Raw genomic sequence first — 21,239 nt, 5'->3', positions numbered from 1 at the left:
ATTATTTATTGCTCCTTTCCGTTGGCAAGCGATTCTCGGTCGCTTGCTGTTGGAGGCTGCTCTAACCATCCATTTTTTATCATTAGGTTTGCTCCGTCTTCTGCAAATTGTAAAAGTTCTAAAATTAGTCGTAAGTAGCTAACACCTAAATCTCTTCTTGAATTGACACTCAAAGCAGAACCATAATATGAAAGGGTTAATTGTGTAGACAATTGAATTTGGTACATCATATATTTATCTGAAAAAGTCATAGAAGTAGAGTTCGTGATCATTGACTGCCAGGAAATAGGTGAATTTAATTTATTTTCCTTAAATACCGATTCAAATATTTTTATGTGTTTATTGGCAATGTCAAGTCCTCTCATGAAATGTTGACGAGCCTCTTTTGATTGGGCTACTTGGATGAATCCCACTTTTAAAGCAGCATGTAAATGCATTTTTAGCATATTGAAAGTAATATCTCCAATTTCGATAGCATTCAACGGACGACGATTTCCCAACCATCCAGTTAAAAAACTTTGATGCTTTACAAAATCGATCGAATCGGGTGGCGTAATAATAGGAGGTCGAGTAAAAAGTCCTTTTGAAAGCATTAAATCAATGGATTGATCAAAAAGCTCCATCGTTTCGGACATACAGGTTATGTAATACTTCCGTAAGTCAGAACGAATTGAATTACTAACAGACAAAGCATATCCAGTTATTCCTTGCAAACTCATGATATAAATATAATTTAGGTAGAAAGAGTCTTGAAAAAGACGTGGTGCGTAAATGTTTACGTCGTCTTTTTCTGTAAACCCACGTGGAATAGGGTAATTTTCTTTTAACATGAATATTGTAATTTCTTGGACATGCTTTTTGGATAATTCAAGGGAATTTTGGTAGATCAATTTGACTTCGTGATCTTCGATATGTTCGAGTGCATAACGAAAGAAACAAATGGACATTGTATCAAAAATGTATTGAGTCCAAAGGCTTGCAATTTCCGGAGCAGTTAATCGAATTGGGCTATTTGTCTCCAAGGTTCATCCTCCGATTTACGATATTCTTTAGTGTTTATTATTGTTTTCTCAGAGAATAAAAAATATGTAAAAAGTTAGAAACTCCAACAATCACAAGATTTTACTGATAAGAAACAAGGTATAGATTTGAAAAAACAGCATATTTTGAATTTTTTACGAAGCCCCCCACTTTGTTTGAAGCAGGCTGAGTAAATTCAGTTTATTATTGTGATAAATTTATAGCGAAAAGGGTGTGATTCTTCTTTAAAATGTACATTGGTCGCCTGCTTCTTTCTCACACAAAAAAAGATTGTGAAAAATTGTACTTAAAGTAAACGGGTGCTTTAATGAAATAACGAAATCAATGAAAGAGCCAAAAATATACAAGTAATGCATAAAAACTTGTATATTTTTGGCTCTTTTTTACATTCAAAAAACATACTACCATAAACAGCATTTTTTTAATTGCCAAATACACAGGGATCAAGAATAATATTGGCAACTTGACACGGTGCCTTTGCGGGCATGATTTCCAAGCCAAAAAGCCAGCATTCTCAATGACTGGCTTCACTTTTAAATTCAAATTCTTTTTGCATAGTTCATTACAATTAGTAAATTTTAATTTGATGTCATACCTTAGTCCTTGTTTGGTTATCGAAGTTGAAACAATAGAGACCTCGACCCGTTCTTTATTTTCAAATCCTGAAAGGATAAACATTAAAGTGAAAATTATAACTGTAAAACAAATTTTGAACTTCATATTACCACTCCTCAAATAATTATCATTTCATATTTGAGAGTGTATTATCCTGTAAGTGTTTTAAATGATAACAAATAGCTGTTTTCGGCACAAAAACAGTGCTATTTCCAAAGGAGATTTTTTCTTTCCCTCTTGGAAAGCACTACACTACATTAAGCATAAATCACAGTTGAAAACATGGATGAAATGGTATCGCATGGGACAAACCTATCGATTTGAACAACCTGTAGGAAAGCAATATAGTCATGGGAAAGGCCAAAAAGAACTAAATGAAGTGGAACAGTTACGGTTAGAAAATAAACAATTAAAGGCGCAACTTCTTGTATTGGGAAAGTACCGAGAGATCGAAAGGAGTGGAAACCCAATCTTGTAATCACGACATGGAAAGAGCTGAGAGGATCCATTACGATAAAAGAGTTCTGTAAGATTCTCAACATTCCTCGCTCTGCCTTTTATCGTTGAATCCACAAACTAGAATGCATATCAGATGAAACAGAAAAACAAGTTCAGCGTGTGTACCATCAATATAAGCAGCGATATGGATACCGAAAAGTAACAGCGCTTCTGAGGCGATTGGGGCTCCATGTGAATCATAAAAAAGTGTTACGAATTATGAGAATGTATAGCCTATTATCTAGGGTTCGGCGGAAGAAAAAAGTATATATAGGAGGAGCGGAGCCAGTTGTATCTCCTAACCTTCTCCAAAGAGAGTTTGAAGCGACCGCACCGAATCAAAAGTGGTTTACAGACGTAACATATCTTATGTTTGGAGAGCGTACCTTATATCTTTCTACCATCATGGATGCCTACAACCGTGAGATTATCAGCTATGTCATCAGTGAATCTCCTAGTGTACGACTCGCTCTGGATACACTCAAACAGGCGATACGTAAGCGTGATGTGAAGGATGTCATTCTGCACTCTGATCAAGATTGGTGCAACCATTCCCATGCTTACACGCTGTGCATAACTCGCTGCATCACTGAACATGAGGACATCCATTTTTTCTCCGGATGCAGCTGCGAGATCCAGCTTTTTAGTGGCTTCTTGAGTGTCTCCCTTTTCGCTAAGAGTCACTAAATCAATGTCAATATTCGGATATTTTTCCTCAAAAGCATCAATTGTACTTATCCAATTGTAAGATGCCTCATTTCCAAAGGTATGGAATTTAATAGTAACTGTTTCAGCTTTTTTCGAATCTTCTGATGATGCTTTTTCGGTGCTGCCGCTTCCTGAACAGCCTGTCATTATAGCAGTAGACATTACAGTACAAAGCAATGGAGCCCATAACTTTTTCTTCATCATCTTTCCCCCTACAGTTATTTAAGTTTCATCATGAAAGCCTTTACAAGGAGAGTTTATCAAATTTAGTTATTCCAGATATAAAAATAATTTTACTAGCTCAGTGAAAATTTTGACAAAAGTATCCTAGATTTTAATTCAATCTCCGGTTCCAGTTCAAAAAACTCAAAGCAATTTCAATTAATTTCTAAAGCTCGGGCATACTGACGCTATTACTGCTTCTATACAAATATGCTTTGTTAGAAACATAACCTTTAAGGAAGTAGAAATAATAGGAGGTGACATAATGGGGCTGTTAATCAGTATACTAGTCCTTTTCTTATTTCCTCTTTTTATGTTTATATGGGTAAAAGCAACAGCTAAGGACGATTGTTGTAACAATGGAGTGCAATGCAAGAAGCGAAAAATAAAAAAATGGGATACAAAAAAACTAAAAGATTAGCAATATAATTAGCTTACCTTCAGGATTTATCACATGCTCATCTACAAAAATAAAAAACCGCCAATGCATCTCCTCCCTACGAGTCGCATTGGCGACTTTTAGTAATATACGCAGCTTAATTAACACTATAAGCGGCCGATTCCGTAGAATCCTTTATCTCCCATCCTGGTAAATATCCTCTAGTATTCTGCAGCATTTCCTCAAACAGCTGCTCCGCTTTCTCTCTAGGTATGGCAACTAACGGATCATTGATAAACGCATTAAAGGCCAATTGCTTATCCTTTTTGAGAGCCGCCTTCAATATTGCCTCTTGATTCAAAACATGTCTTTGGACCATATTTTGAATATCAAGCGGGAGCTTGCCTGCTATAATAGGCTGCACACTGTCCCTTTGAATGAATGCATTTGTTTCCACAATGGAGCCTAGTGGGAGGCCCTGCATTTGTCCCGCATTTGGAAGGTTTACGTTCGTTACCAAGTCCCCTAGTCCAAGAAGCGCAAGAATCATCTGAACTCCTTCCTCCCCGGAAGGCTTTATGTACATTTTCTCCTCCCCGGAAAGCAGCTTTTGATTCTCCATAATCTTTCTTTCGTGCTGTTGAATGCGAAAGTTTACAGAAGTGAGATGAAACTTCCAAGATTTTACCGTCTCCGGATCCTTTAGATACCAAGGGGGCATAAATTCAGCTAGGTGACGGTCTCCTGCTGCAGCGATTAGACCATATTTTTTAAACAAATCGAATTTTACCCGGTGACAAGAGTCGAACACACTGCCAAGCCATTGACCTTCTGAAGCTTCATAGCCTGTATCATAGTATGTATCAACAAACTGTGCATATAAAGGCATTAAATCAATCCCTTGATACGATGCCCGATTAATCCAGGTAAAATGGTTAATGCCAAGAACGTTCACTTTAATGTCCTTGCGGCTCTCTGCCTCTAACTCTAGTAAATCCTTCACCATATCGGCCAAAAGCTGCTGGGTATGGAATACCTCGTGGCAGCAGCCAATCGCTTTTATATTTGGAAATACTTCGAACAAAGTTCGCGTACATAATGACATTGGATTTGTATAATTGATCACCCAAGCGTTCGGGGAATATGCTTTGATCTGTTCGGCAATCTCCGCATAAATAGGAATGGTGCGAAGCGCCCTCATGATTCCGCCTGGACCTACCGTGTCCCCTACAGATTGATAGATTCCGTATTTCTCAGGCAAATGGACATCGGATGCCATCTCTTGAAATGAGCCAGGAAGAATTGAAATAATAACAAAGTCAGCTCCAGTTAGCGCCTCACGAATGGTTTGCACTGCTTCATATTTCCATTTCCCTTTTACATTAGGTTGTTGAGAGAGAACATTCCCCAGCTTTTCATTCCGCACCGCAGCTTCAAAATTCAAATCATACAAAGCGACTGTACCGGAAATTCTCTCCTCCAATGCAAGATCATTCATGAAGCTTCTCGCCCATCCCTGCGATCCGCCTCCAATATAAGCAATTTTGATGTCGTGGACTTTACTTTCGCTATACTGCATCATCTTATCTTCCCTTCTGCTTATTTTGTAAGTCATTGCTCATCGAATCTAATGATTCGGTATTCATAGCTGCCAATTTCTAATTTCCCTGAAAATACTTTACTTTGCGTAAGTAAATCTATTCCATCCTGCGGCGCAGTCACATTTCCTCCTTTTCCGTCCATGTTCACAATAATCCAAACTGTATACCCATCTCCTCGTCTCGGCGCAACAATTGTTCCTTCTGTTACATCGGTGCGAAGCGTAACACCAGCTTCAAGGGCATAGTGATCGAGCAGCTTCATGAGCAAAGCATTGCCGTCTTCCCCCATAGGCATGGAGCCAAGCATAACAATTTTCCCCTTGCCATACTGACGCTCTGTTAAAAATGCCTTCCCTGGTGTAAGTCCACCCTCAATGATGCCAACGGTCTTTGCCTCCTTCGGTTCAAATACAGAGCTCCAGAGCCCTAATGGTGCCGATACATCGAAAGCTTTTCCTACTGAGCCTGTACCATCCATCGGAAACGTAAACAATGTTTCCACACCTGCAATATGCTCTAGTGCCCCTAACGCTGCATCCGTATGAATCGTATGATGCTCTGTTCTTCCTCCCGTTAGAGGGCCAATTATCCAGATGCCTCCCTTTTCAACAAATGCTTTTGCTTTTGCTATATAGTCGGGAGATACATAATGGAGAAAAGGAGTACATAGCAGCTTATAGCCTTCTAAGTCCGCCCCTTCTGGAATCAACTCCCGATGAATCCCTGTTGCCAGCATTCGTTCATAAAACCCGGTGACCATCACTTTATGATTGAGGTTATTATGCGGCTCTGTTTTAAAAAACGCTTTTGCCCTGTCCGAATACGTCATGGCGACTTCAGCCTGACACGGTCTTGAGGCTAGAATAATCGGTTCGATTTCCTTTCTTGCTTGTTCGACCCCCAATACACTGGCATAGCCTACTGTCGGCTTTCCCCATGCGCTTATGACAGAGCCATGGGGCTGTTCACAGCCCGTTCGCTGCTGTCTCCATAGCCAGTAGCAAAAGGCTTCTGCTCCTAGTGCGTAAGCAGCCACCGCTTCACTCCTTACATATCCGTTCGGATGAGGCGTCGCATAGCTTTCTAGCGATGCACTAAAGGAGGTGCTTGTTTCCATAATCCAAAAGTCTTTCCCTTTTTTGAAATTTCTCCATAAGTCGCAGTTCAGTAAGTACGAACCAAATTTATCTTGAGGGGCATACGTATCAAATGATGCGAAATCAAGGTTTTGAAAGAGACGTTCATTGTCTACATGAAACATCACGCTGCTGTTATGTGTAATCGGTGCGTTAGAATATGTCCGGATAATCTCAGCCTGTTCATCTGCAAATTCAGCGATTTTTTCCATAGAGAACAGCTGATACATCGTTTTTAATGATGAATGATGCAAAAATGGTACTGGCCCTGGCTGCGGTATTTCTTCAAAGCTGCGGTAGTGTTCACTCCAAATTTGCGTCCCCCATGCTTCATTTAACTGTTCGATTGTCCCATAGCGCTCCTTTAGCCATTCATGCCATAAGCCTTTGCATGTCTCACACATACATTCCGCTACATGACACTTAAACTCATTGTCAAGCTGCCAGCCGATTACCCCTGGCAAGCTCCCAATCGATTTGGCAAGATGCTCTGTAATGATTGCTGCTCTTTCCCTAAAGTAAGTGTTATTCGTGCAAACATGCTGTCTGGATCCATGTCCCATCACATTTCCAGCTTCATCAACATACATGCGCTCTGGATGACCATAAGACAGCCAAATGGGAGGAGTAGGAGTCGGTGTACACATAACCGTTTCAATGCCGTTTTCATAGAGTTTGTTAATGATATTTACAAAGAAGCTGCTATCAATCTGTCCCTCCTCCGGCTCTAGCGTTGACCAAGCGAACTCTCCCATTCTTACGACGTTAATGCCAGCCTCTTTCATGAATTGAATATCCTGCTCTATAACACTTTCACCCCACAGCTCAGGATAAAAAGCAGCTCCATGATATAACCTTTTGTTCATGTACCTGTCCCCCATTTTCTAGTAACCATTAAGAAATCATTTGTGATCCTTTACCGTCTTTTACGTAAGCAGCCAACGGAAGCTGCAATTCCCGGATCCCTTCTATGACCAATTTAGCAATCTCCGTTGCTCCCTCCTCACAAAAATGGGTGTTATCCTGAATTCCATTGGGATAATTGGGATGCTCATTAGGCTCAAACCACACAAATAATCGTTTCGATCCTTCCACACCTAATGATTGGTACAGCACTTCTGTTTTTGACCATAAATCGAGTAACGGAACATTAGATATGGCTGCTAATTGTTTCATAGCTTCTGGATAATCGCCCAACGTATTGACCAGCTTTCCCTCACTATCAAAGCTTCGCCGATGAACAGAGGTAATAAGGACTGGAAGGGCTCCTCTCTCTCTCGCCCCTGTAATGTACTGCGTCAAATAAGATTGATACGTTGTAAATGGCTGTGTTCCATAGGTCTTTTGATCATTGTGACCAAACTGTATAAATAGATAATCGTTTGGCTTGATTCTTTCAAGAATGCTAGTCAACCTGCGTTCTGTAATAAAGCTGTTTGAACTCCTCCCGCCCATTGCTTCGTTATGGACAATGACCTGTTCAGTAAAAAAAGAGCCCAGTACTTGTCCCCAGCCAGCCATCGGCGCTTCATGCTTTGGACAATTGGCGACGGTCGAATCCCCTGCTAAAAAGACCTGAATCCGTTCATTTTGATTTTTCATTTGACTCATTCACCCTATTCCAATTTGTATAATCAAAAGCAACTGGACAGTGAAGAAACAAAACGGATTGCCTTTGAATTTCGACAATCCGCTTTATCCCCTGGCCCCTAATCGAACACCCTTTTGTTCGCCTTTAATAGACTGGCTAAAAAGGCAAGAGTCAATCCTTGTCCCCATCCTTGAATTCGTTTGTACGGTACATCCATATATCCTTGCATATCTCGCATCACTGCGGTTCCTGCAGATACCTGCGTTACCCTGCCGTCCTCAGTAATTCGATCCAAAATTCCATGAATCGATTTTTGAATATGTTTGTGATATAAGGATCCTCTGGAAAGAAGGGCAGTTGCAATTCCTGCTGAACCTGAGACCTCTGGATACGACTCGGGATTGTCCACGACTGTATGCCATAGACCAGTATCAGATTGCAATCGAACCAATGCGCTTAATTGATCTCGCAGCGACCCGTCAATAATCATATAGGAGGGATGGGTTACATCAACAAGCTCCAAAGCCTTTGCCATCGTTAAGGCAGCCCATCCGTTTCCGCGAGCCCAGAAAATACCCGACATATGATTTTGTGCAATGTTATCCCAGCCATGATAGTATAGATTAGTAGTTTCATCCTGGAGGAAGTCTTCATGGCCATGGTACTGCTTTAATCCATCTTCAAAGAAATCCTCTCTTCCCAGAAACTTCCCCATTCGAAGTAAAAACAAACCAGCCATCATCATCGTGTCCACCCATGCTTGCTTAGGAAAGATATACGTTTCTGAATTGACTGTATGCTGGAAAATTCCGTCTGCAAAGCGATCCGCATCACGCTGTAAAAATTCTGCCATTTGAATAGCTGCATTAATGTATTTCTCATCGTCTGTCGCTTGATAAAGCGACAAAAGCGCGTGGCCAATTGATACCCCGTTCACCGAAAGCTTCGGAAGACCATCCTCTAATTTTTCATCTACCCATTTTCTTAAAAGTTCGATATACTCACCTTTCCCTGTTGCCTCATATGCTTCAGCAACCCCATAGAACGCCACTCCTCCCGGCCAATCCCAGTTGAAATCCATTTGGAAGGTGCGGTGAACAACACGATCGATAGCTGTTAGAATTTCGTTCTCATCGTATACAAGTGCGGGCATGATAGCTCTCCTCCCCATTACTTTAATCCACTTGTGCTAATTCCCTCGACAATATACTTCTGGAATAGGAAGAAAATAAGCACAACTGGAAGCAAGGATACAACGGACATTGCAAACATAGCGCCCCAGTTTGAAGCAGTTTCCGTATCTAAAAATAGCTTTAACGCCAACGATACTGGGTACATTTCCGCTTTATTCAAATACAGCACCGGATTGATTAAATCTTCCCATTTCCAGTAGAAGGAAAAGATTGCTGATGTAGCCAGCGCCGGTAGAATGAGCGGCAAAATAATTCTAAAAAAGATACTAAATCTTCCGCAGCCATCAATTCTAGCAGCTTCATCCAGCTCTACAGGAATCGTACGGATAAATTGAACCATTAAGAAGATAAAAAACGCGTGCCCAAAAAATTGTGGTACAACAATCGGTTTAAAGGAATTCAACCAGCCAAGCTTTGAAAACAGAATGTATTGTGGAATCATTACGACTTCATGAGGAAGCATCATCGTTACCATCATACAAGCAAACCAAAATGCCTTCCCTTTAAACTGAATACGCGCAAATCCGTAAGCAATACAAGCAGAGGAGATAACAGCGCCAATCGTTGATAATCCAACGATGATTAAAGAGTTTTTAATAAATACACCAAAGGACTGACCAGCAATTCCTTTCCATCCCTCTGTATAGTTGCTCAAAATGAATGGATTTGGGATAAGAGAATGAGCTGTAATAAAGACCTTGGAGCTTTCCTTAAAGGAGCTCATTAATAACCAAATGATAGGATATAGCATCAGAACAGCTAAGCTGCCCGTCAAAACATGATAGAGTATTCTTTTGGGCTTAACTTTTGGCGGATTGATTGTAACCGGCTCGCTAATTCTGCTTTTTGGAGTCTCTTGAACTAGTTTCATTATCTTTAATCCTCCTTTGATTCATAATGAACCCAATAAGATGATGTTTTAAATAAAATCAATGTGAGTAAACCGACTATAAGCAGCATCACCCATGCCATTGCAGAGGCATATCCCATTTGGAAGAAGTTAAAGGCTTTTTGGAACAAATATAAGGAATACAGAAGCGTTCCGTCGAGCGGACCTCCTTCGCCCTTTGAAATAATGTAGGCAGGAGTAAATGTCATAAATGCTGAAATCGTTTGCATGACTAGGTTAAAGAAGATAATCGGGCTTAATTGAGGTAGTGTAATCTTGAAAAATTGCTGCAGCCCGTTTGCGCCATCAACACTAGCAGCTTCGTAATATGTCGGCGGAATATTTTTTAAACCTGCCAAGAAAATCAACATGGATGAGCCAAATTGCCAAACTGACAGCAAAATCAATGTCCATAATGCACTAGTCGGATCTTGATACCAAAGAATTTTTTTATCAATTCCCATGAAGAATAAAAGAGCGTTAATTGTTCCATCATTCCCGAAAATATTGCGCCACATAATCGCAACAGCTACGCTTCCCCCGATGATGGATGGAAGATAAAAGAGTGTCCGATAAATCCCAACCCCTTTGGAGGCACGATTGAGGAGCATTGCCACACATAATGCGAAAGCTAGCCGCAGCGGAACTCCTGCTAGTACATAAGTAAAGGTAACCTGTAAGGAATGCCAAAACTTTTCATCACCTGTAAACATTTTTATATAGTTATCTAACCCAATCCATTTTGGCGTGGAAAACAAATCATAATTCGTAAAGGACAAGTACAGCGAAATAGCCATTGGAATGATTGTAAATGCCATAAAGCCGATAATAAATGGAGAAATAAAGGCATATCCTGCTATATTGTCGCTCGTTGATCGAAGTTTCATTTCTCTCAGCTCCATTCTAGAAAATAGTAAACTTATTCAAAAAGCGATTGTGGCTTTGATAAAGAGGAGTACGAAAACCATTAAATGCTGCAGCTTTCGTACTCTCTCACCGTTGTCTCTATTGCTTGTTTCTAGCTAAAATTTCATTTGCTTGCGTTCTAAATTTCTTTGCACCTTCTGCAGGCGTAATTTTCTTGAATAAAATTTGATCCGAAATATCCTTAAGTGCTTTCATTACCTCCGCGCTGCCAAGAGGATCTGGCGGGTCTGTTTCACTTGCATGCTGTGAAGCCCGTTCTACATATTCAAAAATCTTCTTTGCTTGTTCGCTTAGCTCCGGCTTGATAGCGTCCGCTACCTTAGAGGATACCGGTACGCCGCGTTCTCCCTTGATAAGCTTGTTTGCTTCAATATTGTTTGTGTAGAAGTCAATAAACTTTGCCGCTTCTTCCTTATGCTTAGAGCTCTTTGGAACGGAGAAGAACATGCTCGGTCTTAAAAACAATGCCTCTTCCTTTTCTTGTTCAGGCGGTAAATATAGACTAAGCGCTGATTTGGACAATTGTGCAAAGCCAAGGTACTGGTTGGAATAGTTCCATGTTACAGCGGATTTGCCTTTTACAATAAAGTCATCCTCAAGTCCTTTCACCTGCGCTTGTTCATCAGGCGTTGGGAATGCTTTGGCATCCACTAAACGAAGCTGTCTTTCAAAGTAATCGATAAACAGCTTGTCATCGGAATACGCAAGGCCTGTCCCATCCTTTTTATAAAATCTCTCCCCCTGCGTTCTTAAGTAGTAAGGGAAGAACACATCTGGCGGATTCATGCCGTTCGTTCCATATTGACCGGTTTTTTCCCGAACCCCAGTCGCCATCTTTTCAAAATCATCCCAGGTCCAGTTTTTATCATTGATTTCAACGCCTGCTTGCTTTAACAAGTCATCATTTGCAATGACAGATAACACGTTTGAGCCTAAGGCAAAGCCGTACAGCTTCTTGCCAATCATTCCGCCCGATAGATTGTTTGGATCAATCGAGCTTACATCGATTGTCTTATCTTTTGTGTAAGGAGTTAAATCCTCAAGCTGCCCCTTTTCGCCGTATTGCGATAAATACGCTGTATCCATTTGCATTACGTCAGGCAGCTGGTTTGCCGCAGCCATGGGCGCCAGCTTCTTCCAATAATCATCCCAGTTGGAAAATTCTGCTTCAATATGAACGTTTGGATGTTCCTTTTCATACATTTCAATAACTTTCATTGTATAATCGTGTCGTGGCTGCCCGCCCCACCAGGATACACGTAATGTGATCGCTTCTTCCTTGCTGCTTTTACTTGCTGTTTCTTCACTCTTTGAGCTGCAGCCTGCAAACGATCCTAGTAAACCCACACATAATGCGGATAAGAAAAGCTTTTTCATATCGTTCCTCTCCCTCATCTTGTCCTTGCTGAAAGTGCTTACATGTATTATTTTAGGTTATTTCCAGCAAATCTTGAATTGAAAAACTAGACATGATTGTTTAAAAAACAGGGATGTCTACACATGCTTTATTCATCTGCTCGTCTCATCAGATGAATAAGAGAATAGCGTCTATAATCCGCTATTCCCTTGGCATCCGCCAAACTTTTAAGTTTTATTAAAGAAGATTGTTAATCTTCACAGAAAAGGGGGATTGAAGAAGGAACACTGCAAAAATTGTTGAATATAGGTAAAGTTTAAGAACTTTAAAGGGGGATATGATGAACGCTCAACGTAAAGTAGTATTATTCATTGCCACAAGTTTAGATGGTTATATTGCCGCACAGGACGAATCTTTGGAATGGCTATTTAAAATTGATGGTGAGGGCGATAACGGTTATTCAAGGTTTTATGAAACTGTGGATACTATTTTAATGGGGAGAAAAACTTACGATTGGATTTTGAACCATGTAGATGGAGGGTTCCCGTATGAAAATAAAACATGCTATGTTTTTTCAAGAAGCGTTATTGAAGACTTCAAAAATGTAAAATTTGTTAACACAGATATCATTCGCTTTACTAACCAACTAAAAAATGAAGAAGGAACAAACATTTGGATTGTGGGTGGAGGAGATTTGCTGCACTCATTTATAAAAGAAAAATTAGTCGATGAGCTTATTATTACAGTGGCTCCCGTTTTAATTGGAAAAGGCATTCCTTTGTTTAAGAAAGATAATTATAGCCTGGAGCTCACTTTAAGAGATATACAGCGTTACAATCAATTTGTTGAACTTCATTACGAAGTAAAAAGGTGAACTGCAAACTCCAGCTAATTAAATAAAAGGTTGTGTTAAATGTTATAAAAGAAGTCACTGAAAAAACAAAAGTTAAGGAAGGTCCTATCCATTACATTGTTACAGCGAAGAATAGCAGTCCACAGACAATAAACAGACGCCTACCAAACCGGTCCAGCAGCCCTCCTACAAATGGTCGAAAAATAACGGAAACAGCATAAACGCCCCCATTGCCAGACCTACCTGCGACTCGTTGCCACCTCTCTCCTTAATAAACAGCGGCAACGTTGGATACAGCATATAAAATGCGGTGAAAAGGAAAAACATCCCCATAATCATAAGAACAAACGACTTCGTCCATAGGCGTTCCACGTTTCATTCCTTCTTTCATTTTCAGTTCCTTTGATTTGATTAAATTTGATGTTTGCAAAAAATTTTGATGATATTACGAACAGGACAGGTTCGTTCAATCGCAATACTTCACAACCCTCTTTATATAGCCTTGTCATAGCAACAGCGGAGAATTCACTTCAGAAAATTGTATTATCTGCGTTTTTCCATCAGGACCCTATAAACAAAACACGGATATGATTGGCAGGGGGAAATCTATTTTTTCATATTTATTGCATACAAATAAAGAACATAATCAGTCATAACACCGGGATATCCTAGCTGACGCAACATAGCTGTTATATTCCCGCGATGATACGTGCCATGATTGACAACATGCTGTACCAATTCAAAAAGATTGGTTTCCAACCGACCCAAATTAGGGTGTTCCATGAACACTGGTTGATCCAGATCCCCTTGACTATCGAAAAATACTTTAAATTGATCGGATAAGTCAAAAAACATCGTCTCCATTTCTTCGATGCTTTTTCCTTTTGTTTTTTCCCACAGTTGGCTCCTTAATTCTGCGATTTTATCGAAACTGTCACCAGACATGACACCTAACCAAACGGTATCGGCAATGTAAATATGTACCAAAACCTCTGAGATAGACGGAAAAACACTTTGAATCTCCTTGTAATAAATAGTTTGCGGCAGTTCTTTCAAGTGCTCAAGAACTCTTTTATTTGCCCATACATGATAATCATACAGTGATAGTATGTGATGCTTCATTTGAAATTCCCCCTATTTTATTATTGATATAACTCGTCTGTGCTTCCTCATAAATACATATCCTTACCTATCAATTCAACCGCAGCAGCCGGTCATCATTTTCCGCAGGACTGCCTCGTCCGTCCGTATTATTCGTAATAACATAAATAATCCCATTATGAATCTTCACGTCCCTCAGCCTTCCTTCGTTTTCCAGCAATGTTTCCATCTTCTTATCCTGCGGATCGTAACGATACAGCTTCTGTCCTCGCAACGTGGCCACCAGCAAGCGATTCTCCCCATCCATTGCAATGCCAGAAGGCGCAATCGCTGTCTCCCCTGTGTGATAAATCGGCGTGATCATGCCTTCTTGTTGTTCATCTCCAATAATCTCCGGCCAGCCGTAATTGCCGCCGGCTTTAATAATATTAATTTCATCATAACCGTCGGGCCCATGCTCTGAGTTATACATCTCACCTTTGTCATTCCAGGCAATGCCTTGCGAATTGCGGTGGCCGTACGAATAGACGTATGAACCCGGAAATGGATTATCTGCCGGAACGCGGCCGTCGAGTGTCATCCGCAAAATCTTCCCGGCTAAGCTGTTGAGATTCTGCGCCAGCTCCCCACGTCCGGAATCCCCGGTTGTGATGTAGAGATGGTTATCCGGACCAATTGCCATTCTCCCCCCATCATGTATAAATGAGCCGGGGATGTTTTCAATAAATACCTTCACTTCTTCCCATCCATCCTCCTTCTCCTCCAGAAGAACAACGCGGTTCAACACTTCCCCGCCTTTCACATATGTATGATACGCATAGGCTTGTTTCGTTTGCGCAAAATCAGGCGTTAATACGAAGCCAAGAAAGCCGCCCTCCCCATCATTGTGTACATTCTTACGCAGATGAACGGACTTCCGTGTCGTTGTCTCCCCTACAATTTTTACAATATTCCCTCCCCTCTCGCTAATATAGATTGTGTCCCCATCAAAAGCGATTGCCCAAGGTACACGCAAACGCTCTGCCAAGGCTGTAGGAGCGACACGAGTCGGGGCGGAGGAATCCGGTGTATTTGAATTAAAGCAGCCAGTGAATATCGTCAATACAATGAATAACATTCCGATAACAGCCATTTGTTTTAATCGCATGTAACTCTCCCCTCCCTCTATCAGGGATACCTTTTTCAGCAGGTGTATTCATTATCCATAACAACAAAAAGAACACCTTTCTAATAGAATGTAAGTGCGACCAAACAATCCTAAGAAGAGGTGTTTTCTATTAAATAGTATACCATATTTTTACAAAATTGAAATAATTATCAGCAAGATGAATAGTTACATCTTTGCTTACTTCTTTAACATTGTGTTCTTTTAGTCGTTCCAATATGGCTTGTATAGTGTGCATGTGCTATGTTCCCCTCTTTCAGGTACTGTGTTAGTGCTATATTAGCGCTATCGATAACACCTATTAGTGGATCATATTCTGCATAGCTGTGGCTTGTCCTGCAAACATGTCATTATCGGAAGTTCTTCTGTCTGTAAAAGTAGACCTTTACAAATTGTTTTTGTTAGGTAGGACAAACTTAAGAAGTCTGTTCAATTGAACAGGCTTCTTTACACAATTCCCGAAAGTGGAAGTTAAAAGTGTATTTTTCCACTATGTTAAATATGCTCAACATATTCAATTATCGTACCATCCGGTTGTTGCACAATCATGTTGTAACCTGTCGGAACTTTCGTTATATCTTGCCGTATCGCAGCCCCGTTATCCAACAGCCAAGTTTTATAAGCGTGAATATCATCTACTAAGAAAGACAAAGCGATATTCTGTACAACTTCCAATGCTTCATCTGTTCCGCTTATAAGTAGAATTTGTCCCACAACTGCAATGTCCAAATTCTTCTCTGTATAATGAAATCTTGTTCCTGCCTTAGTTTGAAGCAGTTCTTCGTAATACGGAAGAGCTTTTTCCATTTCATTTACATAGATAGGTGTCAATATTTTGTAGATTTGCATAATCGTCCTGCTCCTTTTCTTTTAGTAATAATAGATTGCTAAATGAAATCATTTTATCTAAATTTTACCATAAAAGATTAAGAGTTTGCTGTATATTTTTCCTGTATATTCCATACATTTCAAGTTAACATAATAAACTATTATCGGCAGTGAAATCGCTAGGGGTTCCCTCGGACATCCGCGCCAACACTAGGTTTCCCTCATTCTCGGACAATAGCAAGTATGCAGGATTTTGTGAAAATACGAATATAGCTGAAACACTCCTAATTCATTGAGAGATACGACAGCCGCCAAGAGAGGTAATAAATTAATCAATAAAACTGAAAAACAGCCTGGTTGTGGCAGCCAAGCTGTTTTTTATCTAAAATCAACAGAGTTATATAAGATAGAATTCGGTGTTACTTTGTTACCTTTAAGATAGTGCTTCCTTTTAACATACTGCTATCCTTAAGAGAGCCAGTCATACTAACCTCAATCTCCCCTGTTTGTCCTTCAAAGGCCTCTATAACAGCTGGTCTGCTCCACTTTACTACAAAACCTTTATCCGATGTCTGAACTGGAGCTCTTTCTGCAAATATGGTTTTTCCATTGACATGCAATCGTATAGTTGAAGGATCGACTAAGGATGCATCTATCCCTTGCGGCAATGCAATATTTGCCGTCATTGAATGGTCCTCTCCTTTAGATTGTAAACTCAATGTCCCTGGATGTATTTCCGTGCTAACTGCAATGACTTTAGAGGCATACATATTTGGCAGCTGTGGATTTTGCATACCTTCTCCAAGGTAGAAACTAGGATGAGGAGGCTGATTGTAACCTACGTTCTCTCTAGCTACCCCTAGCCGATATACTGAATCATGCATAAGCGTATGGATTCGGCGGTCTGTAACGTCCGTTGTCGTGTAGATGCGAAGAGAACTGCTATCCTCTGTTCGCCAGATCACTTCCTCTCGCCAGTCTCCTAGAATATCGGCTTGTAAGCTAGGATTTCCCTTTGTTCCGTTGTTGGAGTATGTTCCAGTTGCCGTTAATAGATTAACAGCTTTCATGTTTTTATAATCCCACTTGGCGATCGTACCAACCCCGTCTTGTCCGCCAAAATTATGATCAAGAATCTCTCGCAGCGGATCCCCATCCCACCAAATCGCAAAATTGGCAGCAGGAATGTTTGTGGAAATCTTTTCCCCCTTCACCGTAAACAAACCGCCGGTAGGACTGTTCCATGCCCCATCTATTGCCCAGGTTTCTTCCCCCTTGTATCTTGGGTCAATATCAGCTGATAGTCCTCTCCCTACATCATAGTTTGTTGCAATTCCCCAGATTAGCTTCCCTGTATTAGGATCGCGGAATTCAATGCCAGCCCGGTTCGGCCGCTCTTCATGAACGGCGAACATTTCCAGCCCGGGTCTATCAGGATCTAGATCCCCTACATGCTGGGCATCCCCGTGTCCAAGTCCAGTCGTATAGAGTCCTTTTCCATCATCATCGAGAGCCATTGCTCCGTAAATGATTTCATCCTTACCATCGTTATCAACATCAGCTACAGCTAAGTTATGATAGCCTTGACCAGCATAACCTGCATGACCGGAATCATTGCTGTCAAAGGTCCATAGCTTTGTCAGTTTTCCGTCTCTCCAATTATAGGCAGTCAGTACAGTCCTTGTATAATAGCCGCGAGCCGTAATGACACTCGGTCTTTCCCCGTCAAGATACGCGACACCTGCAAGGAAGCGGTCTACACGGTTTCCGTATGCATCACCCCAGTCAGCTACATTGCCCCTAGACGGTTCATAATCGGTCGTTGTTAATGCCTTCCCTGTTTGTCCATTAAAGATGGTAAAATACTCAGGACCGCTTAAAATATAACCGCTGGAATTCCGGTAATCGGCATTCGCATCACCAATAACCGTACCGGTCCCATCAATCGTGCCGTCCGCTGTTTTCATGGCTACTTCAGCCTTTCCATCCCCATCCAAATCATATACCATCATTTGCGTATAATGGGCGCCTGCGCGAATATTTCTGCCTAAATCAATTCTCCATAGCCGAGTTCCATCCATTTTATAGGCATCGATGAATACATTTCCTGTATAGCCCGCTTGGGAATTATCCTTTGAGTTAGATGGGTCCCATTTCAAAACCACTTCATACTCACCGTCTCCATCAAGATCAGCTACACTAGCATCATTAGCTCTGTACGTATACGCCACTCCATCTGGTGTCGTGCCGCCGTCCGGCTTTTGCAGCGGAATGTCCAGATAGCTGTTATTCCAAACCTTTGCCGCACTTGAACCTGGCTGTTCCTTTCCATAGGAAACAGTCCGGATTTCATAGATCGAGTTCTCGTTTCCGCCTTCATCAAAGTAATTTGTACTTCCTGTAATAGGAGCAGCATTAACCTTTTGACCGTCCCGGTACAAATTAAAGGAGATATTTTCAGAATCCGTACCAAGCATGCGCCAACCGACGTAAACGCCATGATCCTCCTTCACAGCAACAAGACCGCGGTTAAGCTTTTCCATTTGACGGAACATCACCTTGCTAATTGGCGTTTTTAGTGCCTCTGACGTTTTAGACAATCCCCCTAGGTTAACAGCTGTAACTTTATAATAGGCATTGGCAGTCGACACGGACTGATCCGTAAATTCTGCATTTTCGGTTGTACCAATTCGGGTAAATGGGCCTTCCGGTGAATTTGCCTTGTAAATATAATATTTCAAAGCGCGCTCCGCAGGCTTCCAGTTAAATGATACAGCGTTTTCCGAAGCACTTTTTAAAGCAAGCTGAGAAGGAGCTGCCGGAACCGATACCGATGTGTCCGTTACAGTGACCGACACAGGAGAGCTCTTGGCGGATTCCACATGATCAGTATTCACCTGTGTAATCATATACTGATATGTATAACCAAGCTCCGCTGTAGTGTCAGTAAAGTTAGGAGTAGCAGCACTGCCGATTTTCATTACATTGTTTTCACCATCAGTCATTCGGTAAATATTATAGCTCGCTGCTCCTTCTGCCCTATCCCATTTCAAACTGACAGATGGATTTGGAGTAAGCGTTAGATTCTGCAGAGCTGCCCCGCTTGGCGCCGAAATCGGAGTAATTTCAATTGCGTTTACACGGCCATCCTTGCCAAGGGAAATGTTCAATTGGCCATCCATTACTGTAATAATCTTTGCGAGTTCAGAAAACTTCCCGCTGCTAGAGGTTATGGACCCTTGTGATACTCCTTCCATCGAAACAGTAGTCGTATTGGCTGCAATAGCATCGCCTGCAATAATCTTGACGTAATAATCTCCATTTGGCACGTCTGCCAAGAATGAATAGTTCCCATTAATAAAGTCTCTTCGGATATCATCCGGAGTTCCCCTGTCACGTGCGCTCACTACTTTATCGAGTCCATACCCTCTCGCTTTATCATAAAGCATATTATTATCGACCCGGGTGTAGCCTTCTGCGACGGGACTCGTAGTAGAACCAAAGTCAAATTTCAGTACTGTAGGAGCTAGAGCCTGCTGCTGCACAGAAGTTGTTTCCTCTGCCAAGGCTTTTCCTTGATCCACACCACCTACACCAGAAACGGTAGAGAGCGTTACCATAAGTCCCATTGCAATCGGCAGCTTTTTTGATTTTTTCTTCGCCATTTGTATGCCTCCTTGTTAGTAAAGAAATACAAGTACATCTATCTATTTCACCAGATGTAATTCCACAAGCTATGAAAATCAGAAAAAAGAGTACGAAAACTATTACCTCTTGCAGCCCTCGTACTCTTTTATCGGTGTCTCTATTGCTTGTTTCTAGCTAAAATTTCATTTGCTTGCGTTCTGAATTTCTTTGCACCTTCTGCAGGCGTAATTTTCTTGAATAAAATTTGGTCTGAAATATCTTTAAGCGCTTTCATTACTTCCGCACTGCCAAGAGGATCTGGCGGGTCTGTTTCACTTGCATGCTGCGAAGCAAGTTCTACATATTCAAAAATCTTCTTTGCGTCTTCGCTTAGCTCAGGCTTGATAGCGTCCGCTACTTTAGAGGATACCGGTACGCCGCGGTCTCCCTTGATAAGCTTGTTTGCTTCAACATTGTTTGTGAAGAAGTCAATAAACTTTGCTGCTTCTTCTTTATGCTTGGAGCTCTTTGGAATAGAGAAGAACATGCTTGGTCTTAAAAATAGTGCCTTTTCCTTCTCTTGTTCAGGCGGTAAATGCAGGCTAAGTGATGCTTGGGATAACTGTGCAAAGCCAAGGTACTGGTTGGAATAATTCCATGTTACAGCGGATTTGCCCTTTACAATAAAATCATCCTCAAGTCCTTTCACCTGTGCTTGCTCGTCAGGTGTTGGGAATGCTTTGGCATCCACTAAACGAAGCTGTCTTTCAAAGTAATCGATAAACAGCTTGTCATCGGAATACGCAAGACCTGTTCCATCCTTCTTGTAAAACTTCTCTCCCTGCGTTCTTAAGTAGTAAGGGAAGAACACATCTGGAGGATTCATGCCGTTCGTTCCATATTGGCCGGTTTTTTCCCGAACCCCAGTCGCCATCTTTTCAAAATCATCCCAAGTCCAATTTTTGTCATTAAGCTCAACGCCCGCTTGCTTAAGCAAGTCGTCGTTTGCAATAACAGATAGCACGTTTGAGCCTAAGGAAAAACCGTATAACTTATTGCCAATCATGCCGCCTGATAGATTATTTGAATCAATTGAGCTTACATCGATTGTCTTATTTTTTGTGTAAGGTGTTAAATCCTCAAGCTGCCCCTTTTCACCATATTGCGATAAATACGCCATATCCATTTGCATCACGTCAGGCAGCTGGTTTGCCGCAGCCATGGGCGCCAGCTTCTTCCAATAATCATCCCAGTTGGCAAATTCCGCTTCAATCTTGACGTTTGGATGTTCCTTTTCATACATTTCAATAACTTTCATTGTATAATCATGTCGAGGCTGTCCGCCCCACCATGACACACGCAGTGTAATCGGCTCTTTTTCTGATGCTTCTTTTTCTGTGTTGCCTGATGTGCTTTCGCTCTTAGAGCCACAAGCTGTCATGACTACTAGCAGGACCAAACTTAGTATTGATAAGAACAACTTCTTCATTGCGATCCCCCTTCTTTCA

The 21,239-nt window shown here is 41.2% G+C and carries 15 protein-coding genes and 2 pseudogenes; 2 read left to right on the top strand and 15 right to left on the bottom strand.

Translation table 11 applies throughout. The annotated features are described in order from the left end of the window. Positions 1 to 5: 5 nt before the first annotated feature. A complete protein-coding gene (locus AC6HZ4_RS06910; RefSeq protein ID WP_497494250.1) occupies positions 6 to 1,022 on the bottom strand; it encodes a DUF3231 family protein in 1,017 nt (338 codons plus the stop codon). A gap of 340 nt (positions 1,023 to 1,362) precedes the next feature. Next, the gene (locus AC6HZ4_RS06905; RefSeq protein WP_497494248.1) at positions 1,363 to 1,761 is read right to left on the bottom strand and encodes a hypothetical protein; all 399 of its coding nucleotides are present in this window, start codon (positions 1,759 to 1,761) and stop codon (positions 1,363 to 1,365) included. 151 nt (positions 1,762 to 1,912) lie between these two features. Between AC6HZ4_RS06905 and AC6HZ4_RS06900 the strand changes: the two are divergent. Beyond that, a pseudogene (locus AC6HZ4_RS06900) lies at positions 1,913 to 2,691 on the top strand (IS3 family transposase); the annotation flags it as partial. Positions 2,692 to 3,620: 929 nt separating this feature from the next. On the opposite strand, the gene AC6HZ4_RS06895 reads toward AC6HZ4_RS06900, so the two are convergent. From AC6HZ4_RS06895 to AC6HZ4_RS06865, 7 genes are all read right to left on the bottom strand, one after another. After that, complete coding sequence (locus AC6HZ4_RS06895; protein WP_497495625.1) at positions 3,621 to 5,042, bottom strand: family 4 glycosyl hydrolase; 1,422 nt, start codon at positions 5,040 to 5,042, stop codon at positions 3,621 to 3,623. Positions 5,043 to 5,074: 32 nt separating this feature from the next. Beyond that, a complete protein-coding gene (locus AC6HZ4_RS06890) occupies positions 5,075 to 7,066 on the bottom strand; it encodes a beta-galactosidase (RefSeq protein WP_497494247.1) in 1,992 nt (663 codons plus the stop codon). Positions 7,067 to 7,094: 28 nt separating this feature from the next. Further along, entirely contained in the window at positions 7,095 to 7,802 is a 708-nt protein-coding gene (locus AC6HZ4_RS06885) for a rhamnogalacturonan acetylesterase (RefSeq protein WP_497494246.1), read from the bottom strand. 107 nt (positions 7,803 to 7,909) lie between these two features. Beyond that, a complete protein-coding gene (locus tag AC6HZ4_RS06880; RefSeq protein ID WP_497494245.1) occupies positions 7,910 to 8,944 on the bottom strand; it encodes a glycoside hydrolase family 88/105 protein in 1,035 nt (344 codons plus the stop codon). A 17-nt stretch (positions 8,945 to 8,961) separates the two neighbouring features. Continuing rightward, positions 8,962 to 9,855: a carbohydrate ABC transporter permease gene (locus AC6HZ4_RS06875; protein WP_497494244.1), complete on the bottom strand. Its 894-nt coding sequence runs from the start codon at positions 9,853 to 9,855 to the stop codon at positions 8,962 to 8,964. 5 nt (positions 9,856 to 9,860) lie between these two features. Next, positions 9,861 to 10,760 carry a carbohydrate ABC transporter permease gene (locus AC6HZ4_RS06870; RefSeq protein WP_497494243.1) on the bottom strand — a complete coding sequence of 300 codons (900 nt, stop codon included), beginning with the start codon at positions 10,758 to 10,760 and terminating at the stop codon, positions 9,861 to 9,863. Between the two features lie 118 nt (positions 10,761 to 10,878). Continuing rightward, positions 10,879 to 12,177 (bottom strand): ABC transporter substrate-binding protein, encoded by a 1,299-nt coding sequence (locus tag AC6HZ4_RS06865; RefSeq protein WP_497494242.1) that lies wholly within the window; start codon positions 12,175 to 12,177, stop codon positions 10,879 to 10,881. A gap of 320 nt (positions 12,178 to 12,497) precedes the next feature. Between AC6HZ4_RS06865 and AC6HZ4_RS06860 the strand changes: the two genes are divergently transcribed. Further along, a complete protein-coding gene (locus AC6HZ4_RS06860) occupies positions 12,498 to 13,031 on the top strand; it encodes a dihydrofolate reductase family protein (RefSeq protein WP_497495624.1) in 534 nt (177 codons plus the stop codon). 94 nt (positions 13,032 to 13,125) lie between these two features. Here the strand turns inward: AC6HZ4_RS06860 and AC6HZ4_RS06855 are convergent. The 6 genes and pseudogenes from AC6HZ4_RS06855 to AC6HZ4_RS06830 form a co-directional block, all read right to left on the bottom strand. Next, a pseudogene (locus AC6HZ4_RS06855) lies at positions 13,126 to 13,382 on the bottom strand (MFS transporter); the annotation flags it as partial. A 234-nt stretch (positions 13,383 to 13,616) separates the two neighbouring features. Continuing rightward, entirely contained in the window at positions 13,617 to 14,132 is a 516-nt protein-coding gene (locus tag AC6HZ4_RS06850) for a DinB family protein (protein WP_497494241.1), read from the bottom strand. 70 nt (positions 14,133 to 14,202) lie between these two features. Continuing rightward, positions 14,203 to 15,258: a PQQ-dependent sugar dehydrogenase gene (locus AC6HZ4_RS06845; protein ID WP_497494240.1), complete on the bottom strand. Its 1,056-nt coding sequence runs from the start codon at positions 15,256 to 15,258 to the stop codon at positions 14,203 to 14,205. 513 nt (positions 15,259 to 15,771) lie between these two features. Beyond that, a complete protein-coding gene (locus AC6HZ4_RS06840) occupies positions 15,772 to 16,125 on the bottom strand; it encodes a VOC family protein (RefSeq protein WP_497494239.1) in 354 nt (117 codons plus the stop codon). A 398-nt stretch (positions 16,126 to 16,523) separates the two neighbouring features. Continuing rightward, positions 16,524 to 19,769 carry a rhamnogalacturonan lyase family protein gene (locus tag AC6HZ4_RS06835; protein WP_497494238.1) on the bottom strand — a complete coding sequence of 1,082 codons (3,246 nt, stop codon included), beginning with the start codon at positions 19,767 to 19,769 and terminating at the stop codon, positions 16,524 to 16,526. Between the two features lie 140 nt (positions 19,770 to 19,909). Further along, complete coding sequence (locus tag AC6HZ4_RS06830; protein ID WP_497494237.1) at positions 19,910 to 21,220, bottom strand: ABC transporter substrate-binding protein; 1,311 nt, start codon at positions 21,218 to 21,220, stop codon at positions 19,910 to 19,912. Positions 21,221 to 21,239 lie beyond the last annotated feature (19 nt).

The organism is Ectobacillus sp. OTK, assembly GCF_059698935.1.
This window is presented reverse-complemented; position numbering and strand designations above follow the sequence as displayed.